The following is a 16,654-nucleotide window of genomic DNA, read 5'->3' as shown; positions in this document are numbered from 1 at the left end:
AACAAATGTCTCTGTCCCTGTTAAATATTCTGATATGATCTCGTGCTTTTTATGCACTTTTTCTTTCCTTACCATGATTTAATGATTTACTAATTTAGTAAACCTATTTCAGGACGAGACAGTCTGAACCATGATTCACCCGATTAATGGATTAAAGGATGTCTGAACCGCTGATTTTAATGATTACGCTGATTTCGCTGATGATTTTTGTCTGAACCTTGATTCACCCGATTAATGGATTAAAGGATGTCTGAACCGCCGATTTTAATGATTAAATGATTTCGTTGATGATTTTGTCTGAACCATGATTCACACGATTAATGGATTGAAGGATTCTTAAAATTCAACAATCAAGTCATCCCATAATCAAGTCAATCAAGGTTCAGACAATCAGCGAAATCTGCGTAATCAATAAAACGGCGAAGCCATCTTGAGCGCTTTTACAAACAGATAAACCGCGAAAAATCAGCGGTCCTACTTAGACACTAGCCCCGATATCACGTTAATACTCAACGCTACGATGGCGGTGTTAAACGCAAACGCGATAAGGCCATGCGCCCATACGATGCGGCGGATGCGGCGGGAGGTGATCACCACATCAGATACCTGGAAAGTCATGCCGATAACGAAGGCGAAGTATACGAAGTCCATATAATCGGGGTCTTTCATGTCTGCCGGAAATTCAAGGCCTCCCATGGGCGTTTTTTTACCTTCGTCGGTTGAGTAATACAGGTGGGCATAGCGCATGGTATACACCGTATGCACCAGCCACCACGATACAGCCACCGCGCTCATGGCTAAAATGATATATCCGCTTACGGTTTCATCCGATTGCCCCTTTGTTGATTTCAGTAGCAGGTACATGGCCACCAAACTCACCAGCGAGGCCGTCATCACAAAGATGAAAATGAGATAACGGCTGCTATCTTGCAGGCTGGCAATCTTACGTATCTCGCGGGGGTGGGCCCATAGTATAATCATCCAATTGAGGATGATGATACTCAAAGCTACAGTTATCCAAACAATGAGCGTAACCGCCGGCACCGATGGGATATGCCGCGCAAAAAAGAATGCCACCAGCCCCATCAGCAAAGAGATGTATAGCCGGTAATGCGCATCAAGCCGAAGGAAGAGATATTTCTGAGGTTCTTTTATGGGGTGCATGGTTTAGTCTTTAGTCCATGGTCAATAGTCGATAGACCATGGTTTTAAAATGTCGCTATGGACCATCGACTATGGTCTATGGACTAAAAGTCCTCTTCTATTATCTCTGCAACGCGGCCAACCTGGCCATCTTCTAAACGTACCTTTATGCCGCGGGAATGGAAAGCCGAACTGGTGAGTAGTTTTTCTACAATGCCACGGGTAAGCTTCCCACTGCGCTGGTCTTTTTTTAAGATGATATCTACTTCGAGGCCGGGGTAAATATCTGCCCTGTTTTGGTTACCCATGATTACACTGATTTTATTATTTTTTTGATTTCACCGATTGAGGATGATTTCACCGATTAACACCGATTAGCTGTAATGCCTTTTGCTTTGCCTCATCGTCAAAACCTGCAGTCGATTTGGTTATAACACACCTTGCCTTGATATGTTCGGGCAATGTATTTAAAGAGGCATCGTCATCGATAATTAAGTATTCGGTTTTTTTGTCTTGTAAATTCACCCAATCTTGAATTTCAACAGCCCGACTTTGCATTAATGCGACAGACCCGATGTTATTTAGCTTCGAAATTGACTTGATGGTTATTCCTCGAGCAGCAAATATTTGAAGCCATTTATCTAACGGGTAGTTAATCCGATGTGTTGTTGTAAGGACGACCGACGCATCAGAACTTATTAATATTTCCGCTAAATTTTTGGCAGACTTTTCATTGAAAACCATGAAGCCATCAGCTGCGATTTCTACCTTTTTCCAGGCCGGTTCTGTTACCATCACGCCATCGATATCCAGCAGGATAAACATAGTTATCTAACCAAAGCCGCTATTGCGTTCTCCACCTTCTCAAAACCGAAACTTCCCAATACTTTATCCATCGCTGCGGTTATTTGCGCGTTTTGCAGGTTGCCAATGCTGCCTTCATGGGTGTGGCTAATGTTCATGTCTGGGTTAAAATCGCCTTGCTCAATGGCTAAACCTACTTGCTTATACGCATCGCGGAAAGGGGTGCCGTTCAATACGGCGCGGTTCACTTCTTCTACGCTGAAGAGGTAGGCGTATTTAGGGTCGGCCAGAATATCGGTGTTTACTTTGATGTTTTGCAGCATAAAGGTGGCCATGTGCAGGCAGTTCAGTAAATCGGCAAAGGCGGGGAACAGCAGTTCTTTCAACAATTGCAGTTCGCGGTGATAGCCCGATGGCAGGTTGGTGGTCATCATGGCTACATCGTTGGGCAGGGCCTGCAGGCGGTTGCATTTGCCGCGCATAATTTCCCATACATCCGGGTTCTTTTTATGCGGCATGATGCTGCTGCCGGTGGTCAAGTTCTCGGGATAACTTACGAAGGCGAAGTTCTGGCTCAGGTACAGGCACTGGTCCATAGCCATTTTGGCCAGCGTTGCCGCTACGGACGATAGCGCCTGCGCAATAATGCGCTCGGTTTTGCCGCGGCCCATCTGGGCGTAAACCACATTATGGTTTAGGCTTTCGAAACCTAAAAGCTCGGTGGTCATGGTCCGGTTCAGCGGGAAGGAGGAGCCGTAACCTGCGGCAGAACCCAATGGATTTTTATTGGTTATTTTCCAGGCGGCGAGTACCATTTCCAGGTCATCGGCAAGGCTTTCGGCGTAGGCACCAAACCAAAGGCCGAAAGAGGAGGGCATTGCTACCTGCAAATGCGTATAACCCGGCAGCAAAACATCTTTGTGCTGTTCGCTTAGCGTTATCAATTGGCGGAAGAGTTTATCTACTTCCTCAACTACTTCCTGCAGCTTATGGCGGAAGAAAAGTTTCAAATCTACCAGTACCTGGTCGTTACGGGAGCGGCCGCTATGTATCTTTTTGCCGGCATCGCCAATGCGCTGGGTTAGCAGCATCTCTACCTGCGAATGCACGTCTTCTACGCCATCCTCAATGGTAAAATTGTTATTCTGTATATCGGCGTAAATGGCTTTCAGTTCCTGTTGTGCCAGGGCTAAATCTTCAGCGCTCATCAAGCCTATGCTCTCCAGCATGGTGGTATGGGCAAGGGAACCCAGCACATCAAAAGCGGCCATTTCGCGGTCGAGCTCGCGGTCGCGACCGACAGTGAAGGTTTCTACTAATTGGTTTACATTGGTGGTTTTTTGCCATAATTTTGCCATGCTGCAAATATAAAATTAAATGGGGGTTTACAATCTACTTTGGAATCCGCCGTTGGTTGAAACCGACGGCAATGAAGGGGGGGGTGCGACACACTTTTTGCGCTGTTAAATTTTATTGCACTCGCGGGCATTAATTAGCTATTTTTAAGTTTAAATAACGAACCTACTCCATTCATGCAACTCGGCCCAAAACGCTTTCTCAATATAAAACATCGCCCACACGAATTATTCGGTTTATTCGCCCTGCTGTTTTTCTTGCTTTCTTTTATTCCATCCAAAGCAGGCCTGGATTTGAATTTGCATGACGTTTATATCGTTATACCTTCCAACCTTTGTGGTATTTCAGCCATCTACTTTTTGTTTATGTGGATGTTGTATACTTTGGCGAAGAAAATAATTTGGACCAGGTGGCTGACGTGAATACACGTAATAATCACCATAACGGGGGTGATTATTCTCCTGTTTTTAAGCTATTTCCCTACTAGTCCGTTAGATGGATTAGATGGAGTCCCCAGGCGTTATTATGCTATTTCGGATTTTCAGCAAAAAGCCCCTGCGTTGTGGATTAAATTTATTCCGCATGCAGTAATCGTGTTTTTAATTGCTCAGGGGGCCTTTCTTATCAATTTGGCGGGTGGGCTTATCAAAAAGCTATACAATCTTAAATAACAGCCATCTTCAAGGGGTGATTTTTGCTACGCCCTTTTATTAAACATTGTCATTTCGATAGAGCAGCGGGGTGAGAATGAGCGGGAGGGCGAAAGAGAAAACCTGTTGTTTTTGCCAAGCGGGCTGTGCAGAGTTTGATACCTTGCATGCCTAACAAGATTTTTCGCTGTCGCGCAAGAGATAGTTTCTCGTCGCTGCGCTTCCCTCGAAATGATAACCTGGGGTTTAATATAATTTATAATTAAAGTTGTCATTTCGATAGAGCAGCGGGGCGAAGAGCGGTTGGGCGAAAGAGAAAAATTGTTAGATATGCTGTGTTTGCTACTTTGCATATCTAATAAGTTTTCTCCCTCGCTATCGCTTGGTTCGAAATGACATATGGGATGATTTAAAAAAGAATCAGTTACACTATCTTATCCAGCATCTCCACATACAACGCTATCCCCTTACCAATCTCGTCTACATAAATAAACTCATCGGCCATGTGTGAGCGAGCGCTATCGCCGGGGCCAACTTTGATGGATTGGATATCCAGTAGCGATTGGTCCGACGTAGTAGGGGAGCCGTATGGCGTACGGCCAAGCGCTATGCCTGCCTGTACGAAGGGGTGGTTCTTATCTATTTTGGATGGCTTTAAACGGATGGAGCGCGGCTTAACATCGCATTTTACATGCTCGCGGATAATCTCCAGCACTTCCTCGTTGCGGTAAGCATCGGTTACGCGTACATCTACCGTAAAGGTACAGGTAGCGGGTACTACGTTATGCTGAGAGCCGGCGCTGATAATGGTTACCGACATCTTTATCGGCCCGAATACTTCTGATTCTTTAGGGAATTTGTAGTTGCGGAACCATTTAATATCCGCTAGTGCTTTATAAATGGCGTTCTCGCCTTCTTCGCGGGCGGCGTGGCCGGCTTTACCATGGCCGGTGCAATCCAGTACCATCAGGCCGCGCTCGGCAACGGCCAGGTCCATCAGGGTGGGTTCGCCTACGATGCCAAAATCAAGCTCGCCCAAATCGGGGATGATCAGCTCCAGGCCGTTCACGCCTGATATTTCTTCCTCGGCGGTGGTGGCCAGGCAAAAATTGTATTTTAAATCCGTTTTATCGAAGTAGTATAAAAACACCGCGATCAGCGATACCAGGCAACCGCCCGCATCGTTGCTGCCCAGGCCGAAGAGCTTATCGCCTTCTATTTTAGCATCGTAAGGGTCGCGGGTGTAGCCGGAGTTTGGTTTAACGGTATCGTGGTGCGAGTTGAGCAGGATAGTGGGTTTTGCCGCATCGAAATGCTTGTTCCAGGCCCATATATTGTTGAGTTTGCGGTGGGTTTGCACGCCATGCTGCTGCAGGGTTTGCTCAATTAGGTCCGCTGTGCGATCTTCTTCTTTACTAAAAGACGGTATCGAAATCAATTGCTGTAGCAGTGTAACTGCCTGTTGCGTTAGGGTTGCTATATCTGCCATAGGTGCCGGGAATATTCCCGATGATAGCGGCAAAATTAATGCTTTTTTTATGGAAAGGTAAATAACTTTGCCGTTTATGATTTTATTGCGCTCACGTCAACTTTGCCTAATACATCTATTTTGTGGGCAACGATATCTAAATTATAACGCTTTATCCGTTGTTCATCTATTACCGTTGTTGTGCTGATCTTACCCTCTATAAATAAGGTGATGCCATTGGCTAAAGCCGTTACCTCGGGTGTTATCAATTTTTCGGGGATACGTACCCGGTGGTATTCGCTATGTTCGACGTAATTGGTGCCTTTTTTCAGTTGCTCCGCCGTTATAATGCTAAAACATAAAAACGATAAGCCGCCCACCGTTTTTTGTTCGAAAGGCCCTTCTGCTATACCCAATAAAATTACCTTATTTACTCCCGAATTACTAAGCATCCTGTAGACCTATCCTTTGCAGAACAAAACTTCGGCTTTGTAAAAAACTTACGGTTAGTATAAATACGCATTTAGTTGTGAATAAATACTTATTTTATGATGGGCAGCAGGGAACTCGCTTTTAAAGAGGAGGCACCTACGGAGCCCTCAACATTGCTTGCAATTTCTATAAACACGATGCTCCTAACGGAGCGTAGAGCTCAGTTCGGATAAACACTCCGGAGGAGTACCGTGATTATAGCAACAGGCGAAAAGCGAGAAGGCTCCGTAGGTGCCTCCTAATCATCGACTGCTTTAAAGGCGATTTTCCTGTGGTGGTAAGGCATTATTTCGGCTTGCTGGTGGCGGTTTTCAGCATGCCTCGCCTAACAGTTATGCTTAGCTATAGTGTGGGTATGAGATTAGCGCCACGCTTATCCGATTATTTGATTTAATACGGCATAACGCACCAGTGCTGCAGTATTACGGGTGCCCGTTTTATTGATGAGGCTTTGACGGTGGCTTTCGATAGTGCGTTTGCTGGTAAATAGTTTACCGGCCACTTCTTCGTTGGTAAAACCTTGCGATATCAGCACGAGCACCTCTATTTCGCGTTTGGAAATGTCTGTAGGTAATTCAACCCCGTCTGCATGGGCAGGGGTTAATTGCAATAGTTTATCGAGCAGTTTAAGCGCTATTTCGTTGCACAGATAACGCTGGTTGCTATTAGCCACCTGGCGCAGACCGAAAATCAGTTCATCGGCATGCACGCTTTTTAGCAAGTAGCCCATAGCACCGGCCTTAAAGGTTTGCAGTATGTGTTTTTCTTCGTCGATACGGGATAGTATCAGCACTTTTATGGCCGGGTATAACTGTTTTATTTCGGCCGTAAGCTCGATGCCACCCATCTTTGGGAAATTTATTGCGGTAAGCACAATATCCGGAGCGGGGTTTTCCGTCAGCCATTTTAAAACAGATTCCGCATCTCCAACCTCAGCAATTACGGCTATATCTGTTTCTTTTTCTAAAAGGGACTTAATACCATTACGAACTACCGTATGACCTTCGGCCAGTAGAATTTTTATCATTAAAGAAATACTAAGAATAATGTAATGAAAAGGTACCGGGAAGTAAACTGGTGGAAATAGCAAAGAATATGTAAAACTACGGATAAAGCCTTGTATTAACGCCATGAATTGGTAATAAACCGAAACTGGTGTACTAAAACACAAAGGAGAGTCTTCCTTCACCAAAGCGGGGCAATGGTTAACCGACTATAAATTAGCGTAATATCCATGAAAAGACATACCCATTGCAATGCGCGGGAGCCAAGTGATTTGCATGGATGATTTGCATGCGGGAGACGTAAAATATTGCGTCTCTACCTGTAGGCAACCCTAGCTGTTTTTTTGATTTTTCGCTGTAGAGACGCAAAATATTGCGTCTCTCATTTTGCAATGCCGATTTGCATTCCTGAGGTGCTGCCTATTCATTTGCTATTACCTGGGCCAGGGGTCTGGCCGGGTGCCAAACCATCTTTCCTTGGCCCAGAAAAAAAAAGTATTTGCGTATACCCCACATAAACGTGCCTATGGTTATTCAAGCAACAACGGGTCATCTTCGTCGGTCAGGCTTAGCTGTATCATGTCGCTACCGGCTATACCCTCTACAGAGCCCTTGATGTGCGCAGCGTTCAGCAGCACCTTGTCCAGTTGCTTCTCGCGTGCTTTCCACATTTTTTCCATGGCATCACGTTCTTTTTGGATGGAGAGGCGCATACTCATGTACCCCTCGCGTATGGCTTTCCATTGTTCGGAGAATTCGCTGCTGGTGAGATAATCGTAAAGCAGGTGCATCTTATCGCCCTTATTGTGCTGGGCCTTGGCCTGGTTAGATAGCTTTATCACGCCATCGCGCAGGATGTAGCTTACGGCCTTTACTTCGTCAAAACTGCATATCCATACACCATCGCGCTCGCCAAAGCAGTCCATACCTTTGGGGTAGCATTGGGTTACAATAACGGCAACATCAACGCCTTGGGCGCGCATATCTTTCTTTAGCTTGTCTATCCAATCGCCGCCGAAGGCGGTGGTGCGTTTGCTTTCGTAAATAATTTTGCCGCATTCCTGCCCAAACTGGTTACGCACGGTTTGCACGCAGTCGGCCCCACGAACGCCTTTGCCCACCTCGCTTATCACATCGAAGGGGAAGTAGGTGCGGAGTAATTCTTCTAAAATCAGTTCCTGCGCTTCGCCCTGCAGCTGCATCGAGCCTTGTTCTGCGCGGCGTTTCATCTCGTCCACCAGGCGTTTTTGGTCCTCCAGCTGCTTTTCCATCTCCTTTACCTTTAGCTGGTGTTCTGTATCTTTAATGGAGTATTTTTCGGTTTCCTGTTTGCGTATCTGCTCGGTAAGTTCTGCGCGTTGCTCCTGTAGCTTGCGTTGGGTGGCAAGCTCCATTTCTTCTTCTTTTTGTTTGAGATATTGCTCGCGTTGTAAAAACTCCAGTTCTTTCTGGCGCGATTCTTTGAGCTTTTCGGCACTGGCATTCACCGAGTTTTGCAGCATCAGCAGTTGGTTTTCAAAATCTGATGCGATAGATTTCCGCAGGTTTTCTTCCAGCGTAAGTTGCAAAGCTTTTTTTTCGCCGGCGAGGCGCAGCGCAAATTCCTGTTCCTGCAGTTTTTGGCGATTTAGAAACTCGTCGTCTTTTTTGCGGTATTCTTCTTCTTTCTGGCGGGTATAATCCTGCATCTTCAGCCTTAGCTGCTGCTTGTATTCCTCGGCCATAACCTCCTCAATAGGGAAACCATGTCCGCAGCTGGGGCACTTAACTTCTGTAGCCATAATAATTATTGAACACTAATTTCAAGAATTGAGTGAACACGAATTTCACTAATTCAATCGAATATCACGAATTAAAAAAGGTATTGTGGAGAAAAATGCTCAAAATATTAGCTAAGTGTGTTTTTTTAACCACATAGGGGTGCTGTGGGGGCACAGAGAAACACAGCGCTTTGCAACATTCCTAGTGGTTTTTGAGTGAACACGAATTTTTACTAATTGAAGGATGATTTCACGAATTATTGACCCATCGTTTAGCTTTTACACTAACAATGTATAGCCTCTACGATTAGTGTTAATTCTTTTTAATTAGTGAAATTCGTGTTCACTCAATTCGTGTCCATTAAAAATCCTTATATAAATTCCTGAATGTTGTGCGCACACCGAACGTAACCACAGCATTCTTCCGTTCGCCTAAGGCGTTTTTCTCGGTGCGGTAAAGGCCGCCCAGTTCAAAGCGGAGGTTGTATTTGGGGTTCACCAAAAAGGAAACGGTGCCCTCGCCGTAGTATAAGTCGGTGGTTAAGCCTTGCCCAACAACGCCTTGCGGACTGGCAACCGCATACGGTGCATTGATATTTTTGCCATTGTTTTCGCCTGTGTTATCCAGGCCGTATTTGGCATAGTTTAGCTGTCCCTGGAAATCGAAACGACCGATAGAATAGTTGAGCAAACCCACAAACTCCCTGAAGTTTGCGCCGAGCGGATGCGCTAGCGGGTCGCCATAGAAGGTGTAGCTGGCCAGCATATTGGCGTCCGAATAGGTGTAAGGTTTCACGGTGTTGAATTCAAACAGGTAGCTTAGGTTTTTTGCACCGGCCAAATCGCCGCCGCGCAGGCCCACCTGGTAGCCGTTGCTGCTTTTGCTTGCGCCTGCTGCTGTTTTTTGGTTATCCAGTATAACCTGGGCGTATAAAGCGTTTTTGTTAAATACTTTGTATTTACCCGTAAAACCAAACAATACGTTATTGGGCGTAGCAGAATTATTGCCTGCCGTAAAGAACAGCGGGTTGATGTAGTTTACGTCGAAACCGTGTCGGTTATCCTGGTGGTCAGCCTCGGGAGTGATCACCGCGTTGAAGAAACCCAAAGAAAGGCTCTTGGTAGCGTTCCAGTCTAAATAATGGTACAGGGCATATTTGCGGCGGTTACTGCCGAAAACGTCGAACTTAGGTGCTTTGATATCCTGCAGGTAGGTCCACATCATCATGTACTGCACCGGGCCAATGTTGGCCGTTGCGCGCAGCAGTGGATAATTGGCCGAAAAATCTGACAGTAGTAAAGAGCGGTAGCCATCGCCGATAAAGGTTTTATCCTGACCCAGGGCAACGTTGAAATGCTTTGATGGGATGTAGGATAGCATAGCCGTTACGTACGAATAGTCCTTTTGGGCTTTGCCGAAACTACGGTCGTAAGCCATGCCAGGCACAAAGCCGCTGGTGTTTACGTAATCGTTGTAGTATGTTGGGAATATCGCCTGGTTTTCGTAAGCGCTGGTGTAGAAAGAGAACTTTTTACCGATGGTACCGCCTACCTGAAAACCGCGGGTATTGATGCCCAGAGGTGTTTTTAAACCGAACCCAAAAGGTTTAAAATTACTTGGTGCGTTTTTACCGTCCTTAAAGTCTTTCCCGAAGATGTTATCGATCAATATATCGGCGTAAAAAGTGTATTCTTTGGTTTGCACGTCTATCAGGTGCTCGTTTAGCAGTTTGCGGCCAAACCAATTTTTGCGGTCGGCTTTTACGCCAACGTTCATCAATTCGTTATACCGGGTAGTTAGCGAGCTGTCGATCAAAAAAGGGCGCAAGGAGGTATGCATGCCGTTACTTTTTGAGTAGACCTGTGCGTTGAATTTTTGATACAACTGGTAAGATTGCGGCAGGTAAACCGACTGAGCCTTAGCTATTCCCGAAAAAAATAGTACGCAAGCGGCTATGGTTATGATTTTGCGTGGTAACAGGGGCAGGTTTTTTTGCATTGCAACAAAATAAGTATTATTTATCGTAACATTAAAGTACCAAATTCAATTAAATATCAATACTTACGCGGAATGGTTAATTTGTATTAAAATTAATAAGGTAAGCTGCTTTTTTTTAATATAACTTATAAAAATACTGATATTTGCCACGCCCATTAGCTATCCGTAGTACATGCAATACAAAAAAATCAACAACCTTTTAGGCTGGCTTTGCTTTATTATAGCCTCTACCACTTACATCTTAACCTTAGAACCCTCTGTAAGCTTTTGGGATTGCGGCGAGTTTATCTCCTGCGCCTACCGTCTGCAGGTATCGCACCAGCCGGGCTATCCTATGTTTGCCATGCTGGGCAAGGTGTTCTCCTTACTATCATTTGGCAATAACGCCAAGGTGCCCTATTTTACCAATATGGGGTCGGCAATTGCCAGCGGCGCTACGGTAATGTTTTTGTTTTGGACGATAACCGCTATGGCCAAAAAGCTGGTAGCGGGGCGCGAAAAAGATTTTGGTAACGCGCAAACCTACCTCATCATGGGCTCGGGCCTGGTGGGGGCCTTGGCTTTTACCTATACCGATACCTTTTGGTTCTCGGCGGTAGAAACCATTGTGTTTGCCTTATCGTCGCTGTGTATAGCCATCGTTTTTTGGGCTATATTAAAATGGGAGGCCCATGCCGATGAACCCGGTGCAGATAGGTGGATCGTATTTATCGCCTACGTATTAGGGCTTTCTATCGGTATACACTTATTAAATCTGCTCACCATACCGGCTATTGCGTTGGTTTATTACTTCCGCAAGTTTAAGAACATCACTACCGGGAAAGCCGTCATTGCCTTTTTGGTGGGCGTAGTTATACTGGGCGTGGTGCAATATGGCATACGCGGCTACACCATCATGTTCGCCGCTTATTTCGATCTTTATTTCGTAAACACACTTGGCTTCGGCTTCGGCACCGGTGCATTATTGTTTTTCGCGTTGCTGATAGGGGCTATCGTCTTCGGCATCTGGTACAGCATCCGCTACAAAAAGCCCGTGTTTAACCTGGTGATGCTTTGCGTTGCATTTATATACTTCGGTTACGGCTCGTTTGCTTATATCCCAATCCGCGCTATTGCCAACCCCAACCTCAACAACTCGCATCCCGATAACGCCTTTACGATGTATGGGTATTTAAACCGCATACAGTATGGCGAAAACCCGCTCATTAGTGGCCCTTATTACGATGCAAACGATACCGCCCGTATAGACGGTAGCATTATTTACCGCAAAGGGAAAACCAAATACGAGATGGCCGACCGTAAGGTAGATTATGTGTACGATCATACTACGCTTTTCCCCCGCATGTACAGTACTTCGCCCAACGATGCCGGGTTTTATAAGCAATGGCTGCAGATACCCGACGGGCAAAAACCCAACTTTATTGATAACCTAAGCTGGATGAGCAGCTGGCAGATATACCAGATGTACGTAAGGTACTTTTTATGGAACTTTGTGGGGCGCTATAACGATGAAGACGGTCAGCAAAGCACCGAATGGTACGACGGTAACTGGACCAGCGGCTGGTTCGATGGCGGTAAGCATTTGCCCAAATCGATATTGAACAACCCTACCTACACGCCGCTTTATGGCTTGCCATTGGTTATTGGCCTGGTAGGTATGCTTTACCATTTTAACCGTAAAAAGCGCGATGCACTGATTATCCTTTTGCTTTGGTTTTTCACCGGTTTAGCGGTAGTGCTGTACGTAAATCAACCCTCGGTACAGCCGCGCGAGCGCGATTACTCTTATGTTGGTTCGTTTTATGCCTTCGCGGTGTGGATTGGTTTGGCCGTTATTGCCATTGCCGATTTGCTGAGCAAAAAAATAAACGCCCGCACCTCGGCATGGGTAGCTACGGGTATTTGCCTGCTGGTTGGGCCGGTTTTACTGGCTAAACAAGAGTGGCGCGCGCACGACCGCAGCACCAAGATGACGCCGCACGATATGGCCTACAATTACCTCATCTCCTGTCCGCCAAACGCTATTTTGTTTACCTATGGCGATAACGATACCTATAGCCTTTGGTACGATCAGGAGGTAGAAGGCATACGCCCGGATGTGCGCCTGGTAAACCTGAGCCTGTTTACCGCCGACTGGTACATTCGCCAGATGCAGAAACAGATGAACAAAAGCGCACCGTTGCCTATCACCATGCCTTTTGATAAGTATAAAGAAGGCATTCGCGATGCGATTTTCTATAGCGATAATGATATAAAAGGTTATACGCCGGTGAAGGAGATATTCGACTTTATCACGTCTGACGACCAAAGCGTGCAGGCGCAAACCCAAAGGGGCGAGTATGTGAACTATTTACCTACTAAAAACTTTAAACTGGATATCAACGTGGATGATGTGCTGAAGAACCACGTGATAACGCCCGATCAGAAAGGCCGCCTGGATAGCGCGATGAAATGGAAATTTCCGTCGAGGTATGTGGGTAAAGACCAATTGGCCTTATTGGATATACTGGCCCACAATAACTGGAAACGCCCGATCTGCTTCACCACCACCATAGGCAACGATAATGTGTCGGGGCTGATGCCTTACCTGTACAAAGAAGGGTTTGCCTATCACCTGATACCGTTTAAAACTGATACGGCTAACCACGATCAGCAAAGCAAAACCAATACAATGGTGATGTACGATAACGTAATGAACAAATTCAGGTTCGGTAATTTCAAAAAGGCTAAGTACCTGGATCACGAATCGGTTACCATGTTTTACCCGGTAATGATGACCACCTTCCTGGATTTGGCAACCAACCTGGAGGCCGAAGGCCACGGCGATCTTGCGTTAAAAGCCCTGCACAAATATGATGAGGAAATGCCCGAGAACCTGTACCCTTATATTGATATTGCCATGCGTAAAATGATGATGGCGGAGATAGCCTACCGCCTTGGGGATATCAGCCTGGGCAATAAGTTTACCAACAGCATACACGATCATATTAAAGACCAGCTGCAGTTTAATTATTACAACCTGCAAAACCACCAATCGTGGCTTAATCCGCGCGATGTGCGTATCTCGTTGCGGGTGCTCGAAGAACTGGCTGGCGTAACGCAGCAACATCATCAGGATGCTATTTCCAAATCGCTTAATGCCGATTTAGAGAATTATCGCACCAAGTTGCAGTCTGTATTTAATATGTAGCATTAGGTAATGCATAAAACATAAAAGGCCTCCGCGCGATTATCGTACGGAGGCCTTTTTGTTGCAATATGTTTTTGCTGTGCTGCTATAGCTTACTGCTTTGGCTCGGGCAGTTTAAGATCCTTATTAAAATTAGGGAACAGCTTGGGCACCATTGCAATGGTGTTTTTGTTCAGGTCTAAAAAACTCCAGGTTTTACCTTTATTGCTGCTTACGGCCAGCAGGTTGCTGTTCACTTTCATAGTGCTGCCGCCAACCTTCATGCTGATGTGCTCTGGTACCAGGCAATGTATCTCGGTGCCTGCTTTATAAAATTTGCTCGGTGTGCCAACGGTAGCGCTCTCAAAGCTTACGCCCTGGGCTGCCATTTGCTGCATGCCTGTAGTCATCATCTGTAGCATTTTGGCCTTGCCGCCGCCCAGTTGCAGGGCCTTAGGATAGGTATGGTTAACTACGGTTGCATAATCGCCTTTCACCAAAGCATCGGCAACAACTGTGGCTTGTTTTTTTACCACTGCGGGGTCTTGTGCGTAAACGGCTGCCGGTAAAAGCAGCAGCACCAATAGTTTAATTGATTGTTTCATTTCTTCTTTTGAGTACTTTTTTTACCAGTATTTTTTTGGCCAAAGCGCGGGTGCCATCTACCTTGTCGGTTATTTTGAGGCCGAGCAACTCGCTTACCATATTGTAAACATCCACATTAGGGAAACTTTTGATGGTTATACGCTTGCGGAAAGCTGGCCCCCAGGCGTAAAATGTAGCATGCATATCTTTTACCACCGTAGGGTCGAAGCCGTGCCAGCCGGGGTGCAGGTTTGTGCGTTTGGCCAGGTTAAACACCTTTGGCCACTCGGGTATTAGCAGTATATCGCCTATGCGGTTATGCCAGTCATCGCTTGCGCCGTAATGGAATTTGGCTGGCATATTGGTTTTCAGGTACACCTTGTAATCGCCTTGTGCATCTTTGGTCAACTGGTCGAAAGTGCTTTGAATGGCCGTTTTATCCTTTGCGTAAAGCTCTACCAGGGTGCCATCGCCCGATATCCTGAACTTAGCGGTATCTATGCCAGCGGGTATGCCCAGCGGGCTTTTGTTTTCAATCTGTGTCATCCCGTGGTCGGCCACAAATACGAAGTTTACGTCCAGCCCGGTAGTTTTAACAGCCTTATACAAGGCGTTCACAGCAGAGTCTACATAGAGCACCTCGCGGCCTGTTTCTGGGGCATCGGGACCATAGGTATGCCCGGCGTGGTCTACCTGGGGCAGATAAAAGGTGATGAAATGCGGGCGCTCTTCGGGCGGAAGCTTAAGCCAGTTTACAACCGCAGCAATGCGGTTGTTCATGTCTATCTGTTCGTTATAAATGTAATAGTAAGTGGGGCGGGTATTTTTTATGGCCGCTTCAGATGCTACCCAGTAAAAACTGGCGGCCAGCATTTTCTGCTGCTCGGCCAGTACCCAAAGCGGAGTTCCGCCGTACCAGCTGCCATCGGCTACCTTGGCCTTGTTGCTCATGCTGTAGCTGTCGTTACGGTTGCGGTCGTAAAAAGAATTGTTTACCAGGCCCGAGTGCGAGGGGTAAAGCCCGCTCACCATGGCATAATGGTTGGGGAAGGTTACCGAAGGGTAGGATGGTACCATCGATTTGGCATGTACGCCATCTCTGCGGAATCTTTTGAGGTTTGGTGCGTTGTATTTATCCACATAATCCCAACGGAAACCGTCGGCTGAGATCAATATCACGTAGGGTTTCTTTTGCTGGGCGAGGCTATTTTTACGACCGGGAATAACTTTTTGCGTGGTATCGGCAATTTGCTGCTTTTGGCAAATGCCCGCGAAGCAAAGCATCATCAAAGCAACTAATAAGCTATATTTTTTCATCTGTGGATATTGCAAGCTTCAAAAGTATGTAAATACAGTTAACAAATTGATACGATAACATTAATGTTGCAGCCCCGTTTTTTGGGTTGAAGGGTGTTATTGCGTGTGTTCAAGCGAGACGTTTGAACCGGCGAGGTTCACCCTGTAAGGGTGAAAGCTTTGTAGCAAACCAACCACCCAATCCCTGGAGTGCCGTAGGTACACAATAAATGGCGTTCAACACCTAACGGCGTTGTCTCGTTTTTATGATGTTTTTCTACAAAGTTTGCGCCTCTACGAGGTTGCTTACCTTAAATCTATCAATAAACCCTGTGATACCAAGAAATCTCCGCTTTTTTCACTTGGTAAGCTCCGTATTTAAATCTCCATAATGATCTATGATTAATATTAATGTAAAATATTGGCTTGATACCCTATTTGTAGTTTGCCCTGCGTAAATTGTGAGGCAATGCAAAAAGCTTGTTTTTTAACCCTGATGCTGGCCATGGCAATATGCCTGGGCTGTGCGCATAGCAAACGCCTCTACACCAGCGATTGCGCAGAAGGTATTGTATTTAAAAAGGTAAGCTATGCCAACCTGGTGGATAGCATCAAATATTATAACCTGCAATACGTAGAAATATCAGGGAGATACACCGAAGGCAAAAACCTTTCGGCATTGGTAAACGATAGTTTGTATGATGTGCACGGCAACAGCCGGGCCCTTTGGGTGAATTTTACGCAGGATTGCCCTTTATACCTGGCAGGTACGCAAAAAGGTTTTTTTGATGCCGAAGATGGTAGCTATACGCATATGAACAATAGGATGGTAACCCTACGCGGCCGGGTAGATGTGAAGATGAAGGGCCACCTAAAAGAATACCGAGGTGCTATAGACCAGGTAAGCTATGTGGAGTTGCATTAGCAA

The 16,654-nt window shown here is 46.0% G+C and carries 13 protein-coding genes; 2 read left to right on the top strand and 11 right to left on the bottom strand.

Features of this window, described 5'->3' with window-relative positions:
* Positions 1 to 474: 474 nt before the first annotated feature.
* The 9 genes from E2R66_RS22405 to E2R66_RS22365 form a co-directional block, all read right to left on the bottom strand.
* Entirely contained in the window at positions 475 to 1,164 is a 690-nt protein-coding gene (locus tag E2R66_RS22405) for a DUF1345 domain-containing protein (RefSeq protein WP_133234888.1), read from the bottom strand.
* Positions 1,165 to 1,247: 83 nt separating this feature from the next.
* Positions 1,248 to 1,451: a YwbE family protein gene (locus E2R66_RS22400; protein ID WP_133234890.1), complete on the bottom strand. Its 204-nt coding sequence runs from the start codon at positions 1,449 to 1,451 to the stop codon at positions 1,248 to 1,250.
* A 49-nt stretch (positions 1,452 to 1,500) separates the two neighbouring features.
* Positions 1,501 to 1,968, bottom strand: a complete 468-nt coding sequence (locus tag E2R66_RS22395; RefSeq protein WP_133234892.1) for an HAD domain-containing protein — start codon at positions 1,966 to 1,968, stop codon at positions 1,501 to 1,503.
* Between the two features lie 2 nt (positions 1,969 to 1,970).
* Complete coding sequence (argH, locus tag E2R66_RS22390; protein WP_133234894.1) at positions 1,971 to 3,305, bottom strand: argininosuccinate lyase; 1,335 nt, start codon at positions 3,303 to 3,305, stop codon at positions 1,971 to 1,973.
* A gap of 1,072 nt (positions 3,306 to 4,377) precedes the next feature.
* Positions 4,378 to 5,442: a M20 family metallo-hydrolase gene (locus tag E2R66_RS22385; RefSeq protein WP_133234896.1), complete on the bottom strand. Its 1,065-nt coding sequence runs from the start codon at positions 5,440 to 5,442 to the stop codon at positions 4,378 to 4,380.
* 74 nt (positions 5,443 to 5,516) lie between these two features.
* The gene (locus tag E2R66_RS22380; RefSeq protein ID WP_133234898.1) at positions 5,517 to 5,873 is read right to left on the bottom strand and encodes a single-stranded DNA-binding protein; all 357 of its coding nucleotides are present in this window, start codon (positions 5,871 to 5,873) and stop codon (positions 5,517 to 5,519) included.
* A 413-nt stretch (positions 5,874 to 6,286) separates the two neighbouring features.
* Positions 6,287 to 6,940 (bottom strand): response regulator transcription factor, encoded by a 654-nt coding sequence (locus E2R66_RS22375; RefSeq protein ID WP_158288485.1) that lies wholly within the window; start codon positions 6,938 to 6,940, stop codon positions 6,287 to 6,289.
* A gap of 507 nt (positions 6,941 to 7,447) precedes the next feature.
* Positions 7,448 to 8,698 (bottom strand): DUF2130 domain-containing protein, encoded by a 1,251-nt coding sequence (locus E2R66_RS22370; protein WP_192902002.1) that lies wholly within the window; start codon positions 8,696 to 8,698, stop codon positions 7,448 to 7,450.
* A 340-nt stretch (positions 8,699 to 9,038) separates the two neighbouring features.
* Positions 9,039 to 10,676 (bottom strand): gliding motility protein RemB, encoded by a 1,638-nt coding sequence (locus E2R66_RS22365; RefSeq protein WP_133234902.1) that lies wholly within the window; start codon positions 10,674 to 10,676, stop codon positions 9,039 to 9,041.
* Positions 10,677 to 10,848: 172 nt separating this feature from the next.
* Between E2R66_RS22365 and E2R66_RS22360 the strand changes: the two genes are divergently transcribed.
* Entirely contained in the window at positions 10,849 to 13,866 is a 3,018-nt protein-coding gene (locus E2R66_RS22360; RefSeq protein WP_133234904.1) for a glycosyltransferase family 117 protein, read from the top strand.
* A 92-nt stretch (positions 13,867 to 13,958) separates the two neighbouring features.
* Here the strand turns inward: E2R66_RS22360 and E2R66_RS22355 are convergent, their stop codons facing one another.
* Both E2R66_RS22355 and E2R66_RS22350 read right to left on the bottom strand, forming a co-directional pair.
* The gene (locus E2R66_RS22355; RefSeq protein ID WP_133234906.1) at positions 13,959 to 14,450 is read right to left on the bottom strand and encodes a hypothetical protein; all 492 of its coding nucleotides are present in this window, start codon (positions 14,448 to 14,450) and stop codon (positions 13,959 to 13,961) included.
* Positions 14,434 to 15,747 carry an alkaline phosphatase family protein gene (locus E2R66_RS22350; protein ID WP_133234908.1) on the bottom strand — a complete coding sequence of 438 codons (1,314 nt, stop codon included), beginning with the start codon at positions 15,745 to 15,747 and terminating at the stop codon, positions 14,434 to 14,436. Before E2R66_RS22350 ends, E2R66_RS22355 begins: the two co-directional genes overlap by 17 nt.
* Positions 15,748 to 16,195: 448 nt before the next feature.
* Here E2R66_RS22350 and E2R66_RS22345 point away from each other — a divergent pair, with 448 nt between their 5' ends.
* Complete coding sequence (locus tag E2R66_RS22345) at positions 16,196 to 16,651, top strand: hypothetical protein (RefSeq protein WP_133234910.1); 456 nt, start codon at positions 16,196 to 16,198, stop codon at positions 16,649 to 16,651.
* Positions 16,652 to 16,654 lie beyond the last annotated feature (3 nt).

This window comes from Mucilaginibacter psychrotolerans, from assembly GCF_004519315.1.
Lineage (GTDB): Bacteria > Bacteroidota > Bacteroidia > Sphingobacteriales > Sphingobacteriaceae > Mucilaginibacter > Mucilaginibacter psychrotolerans.
This window is presented reverse-complemented; position numbering and strand designations above follow the sequence as displayed.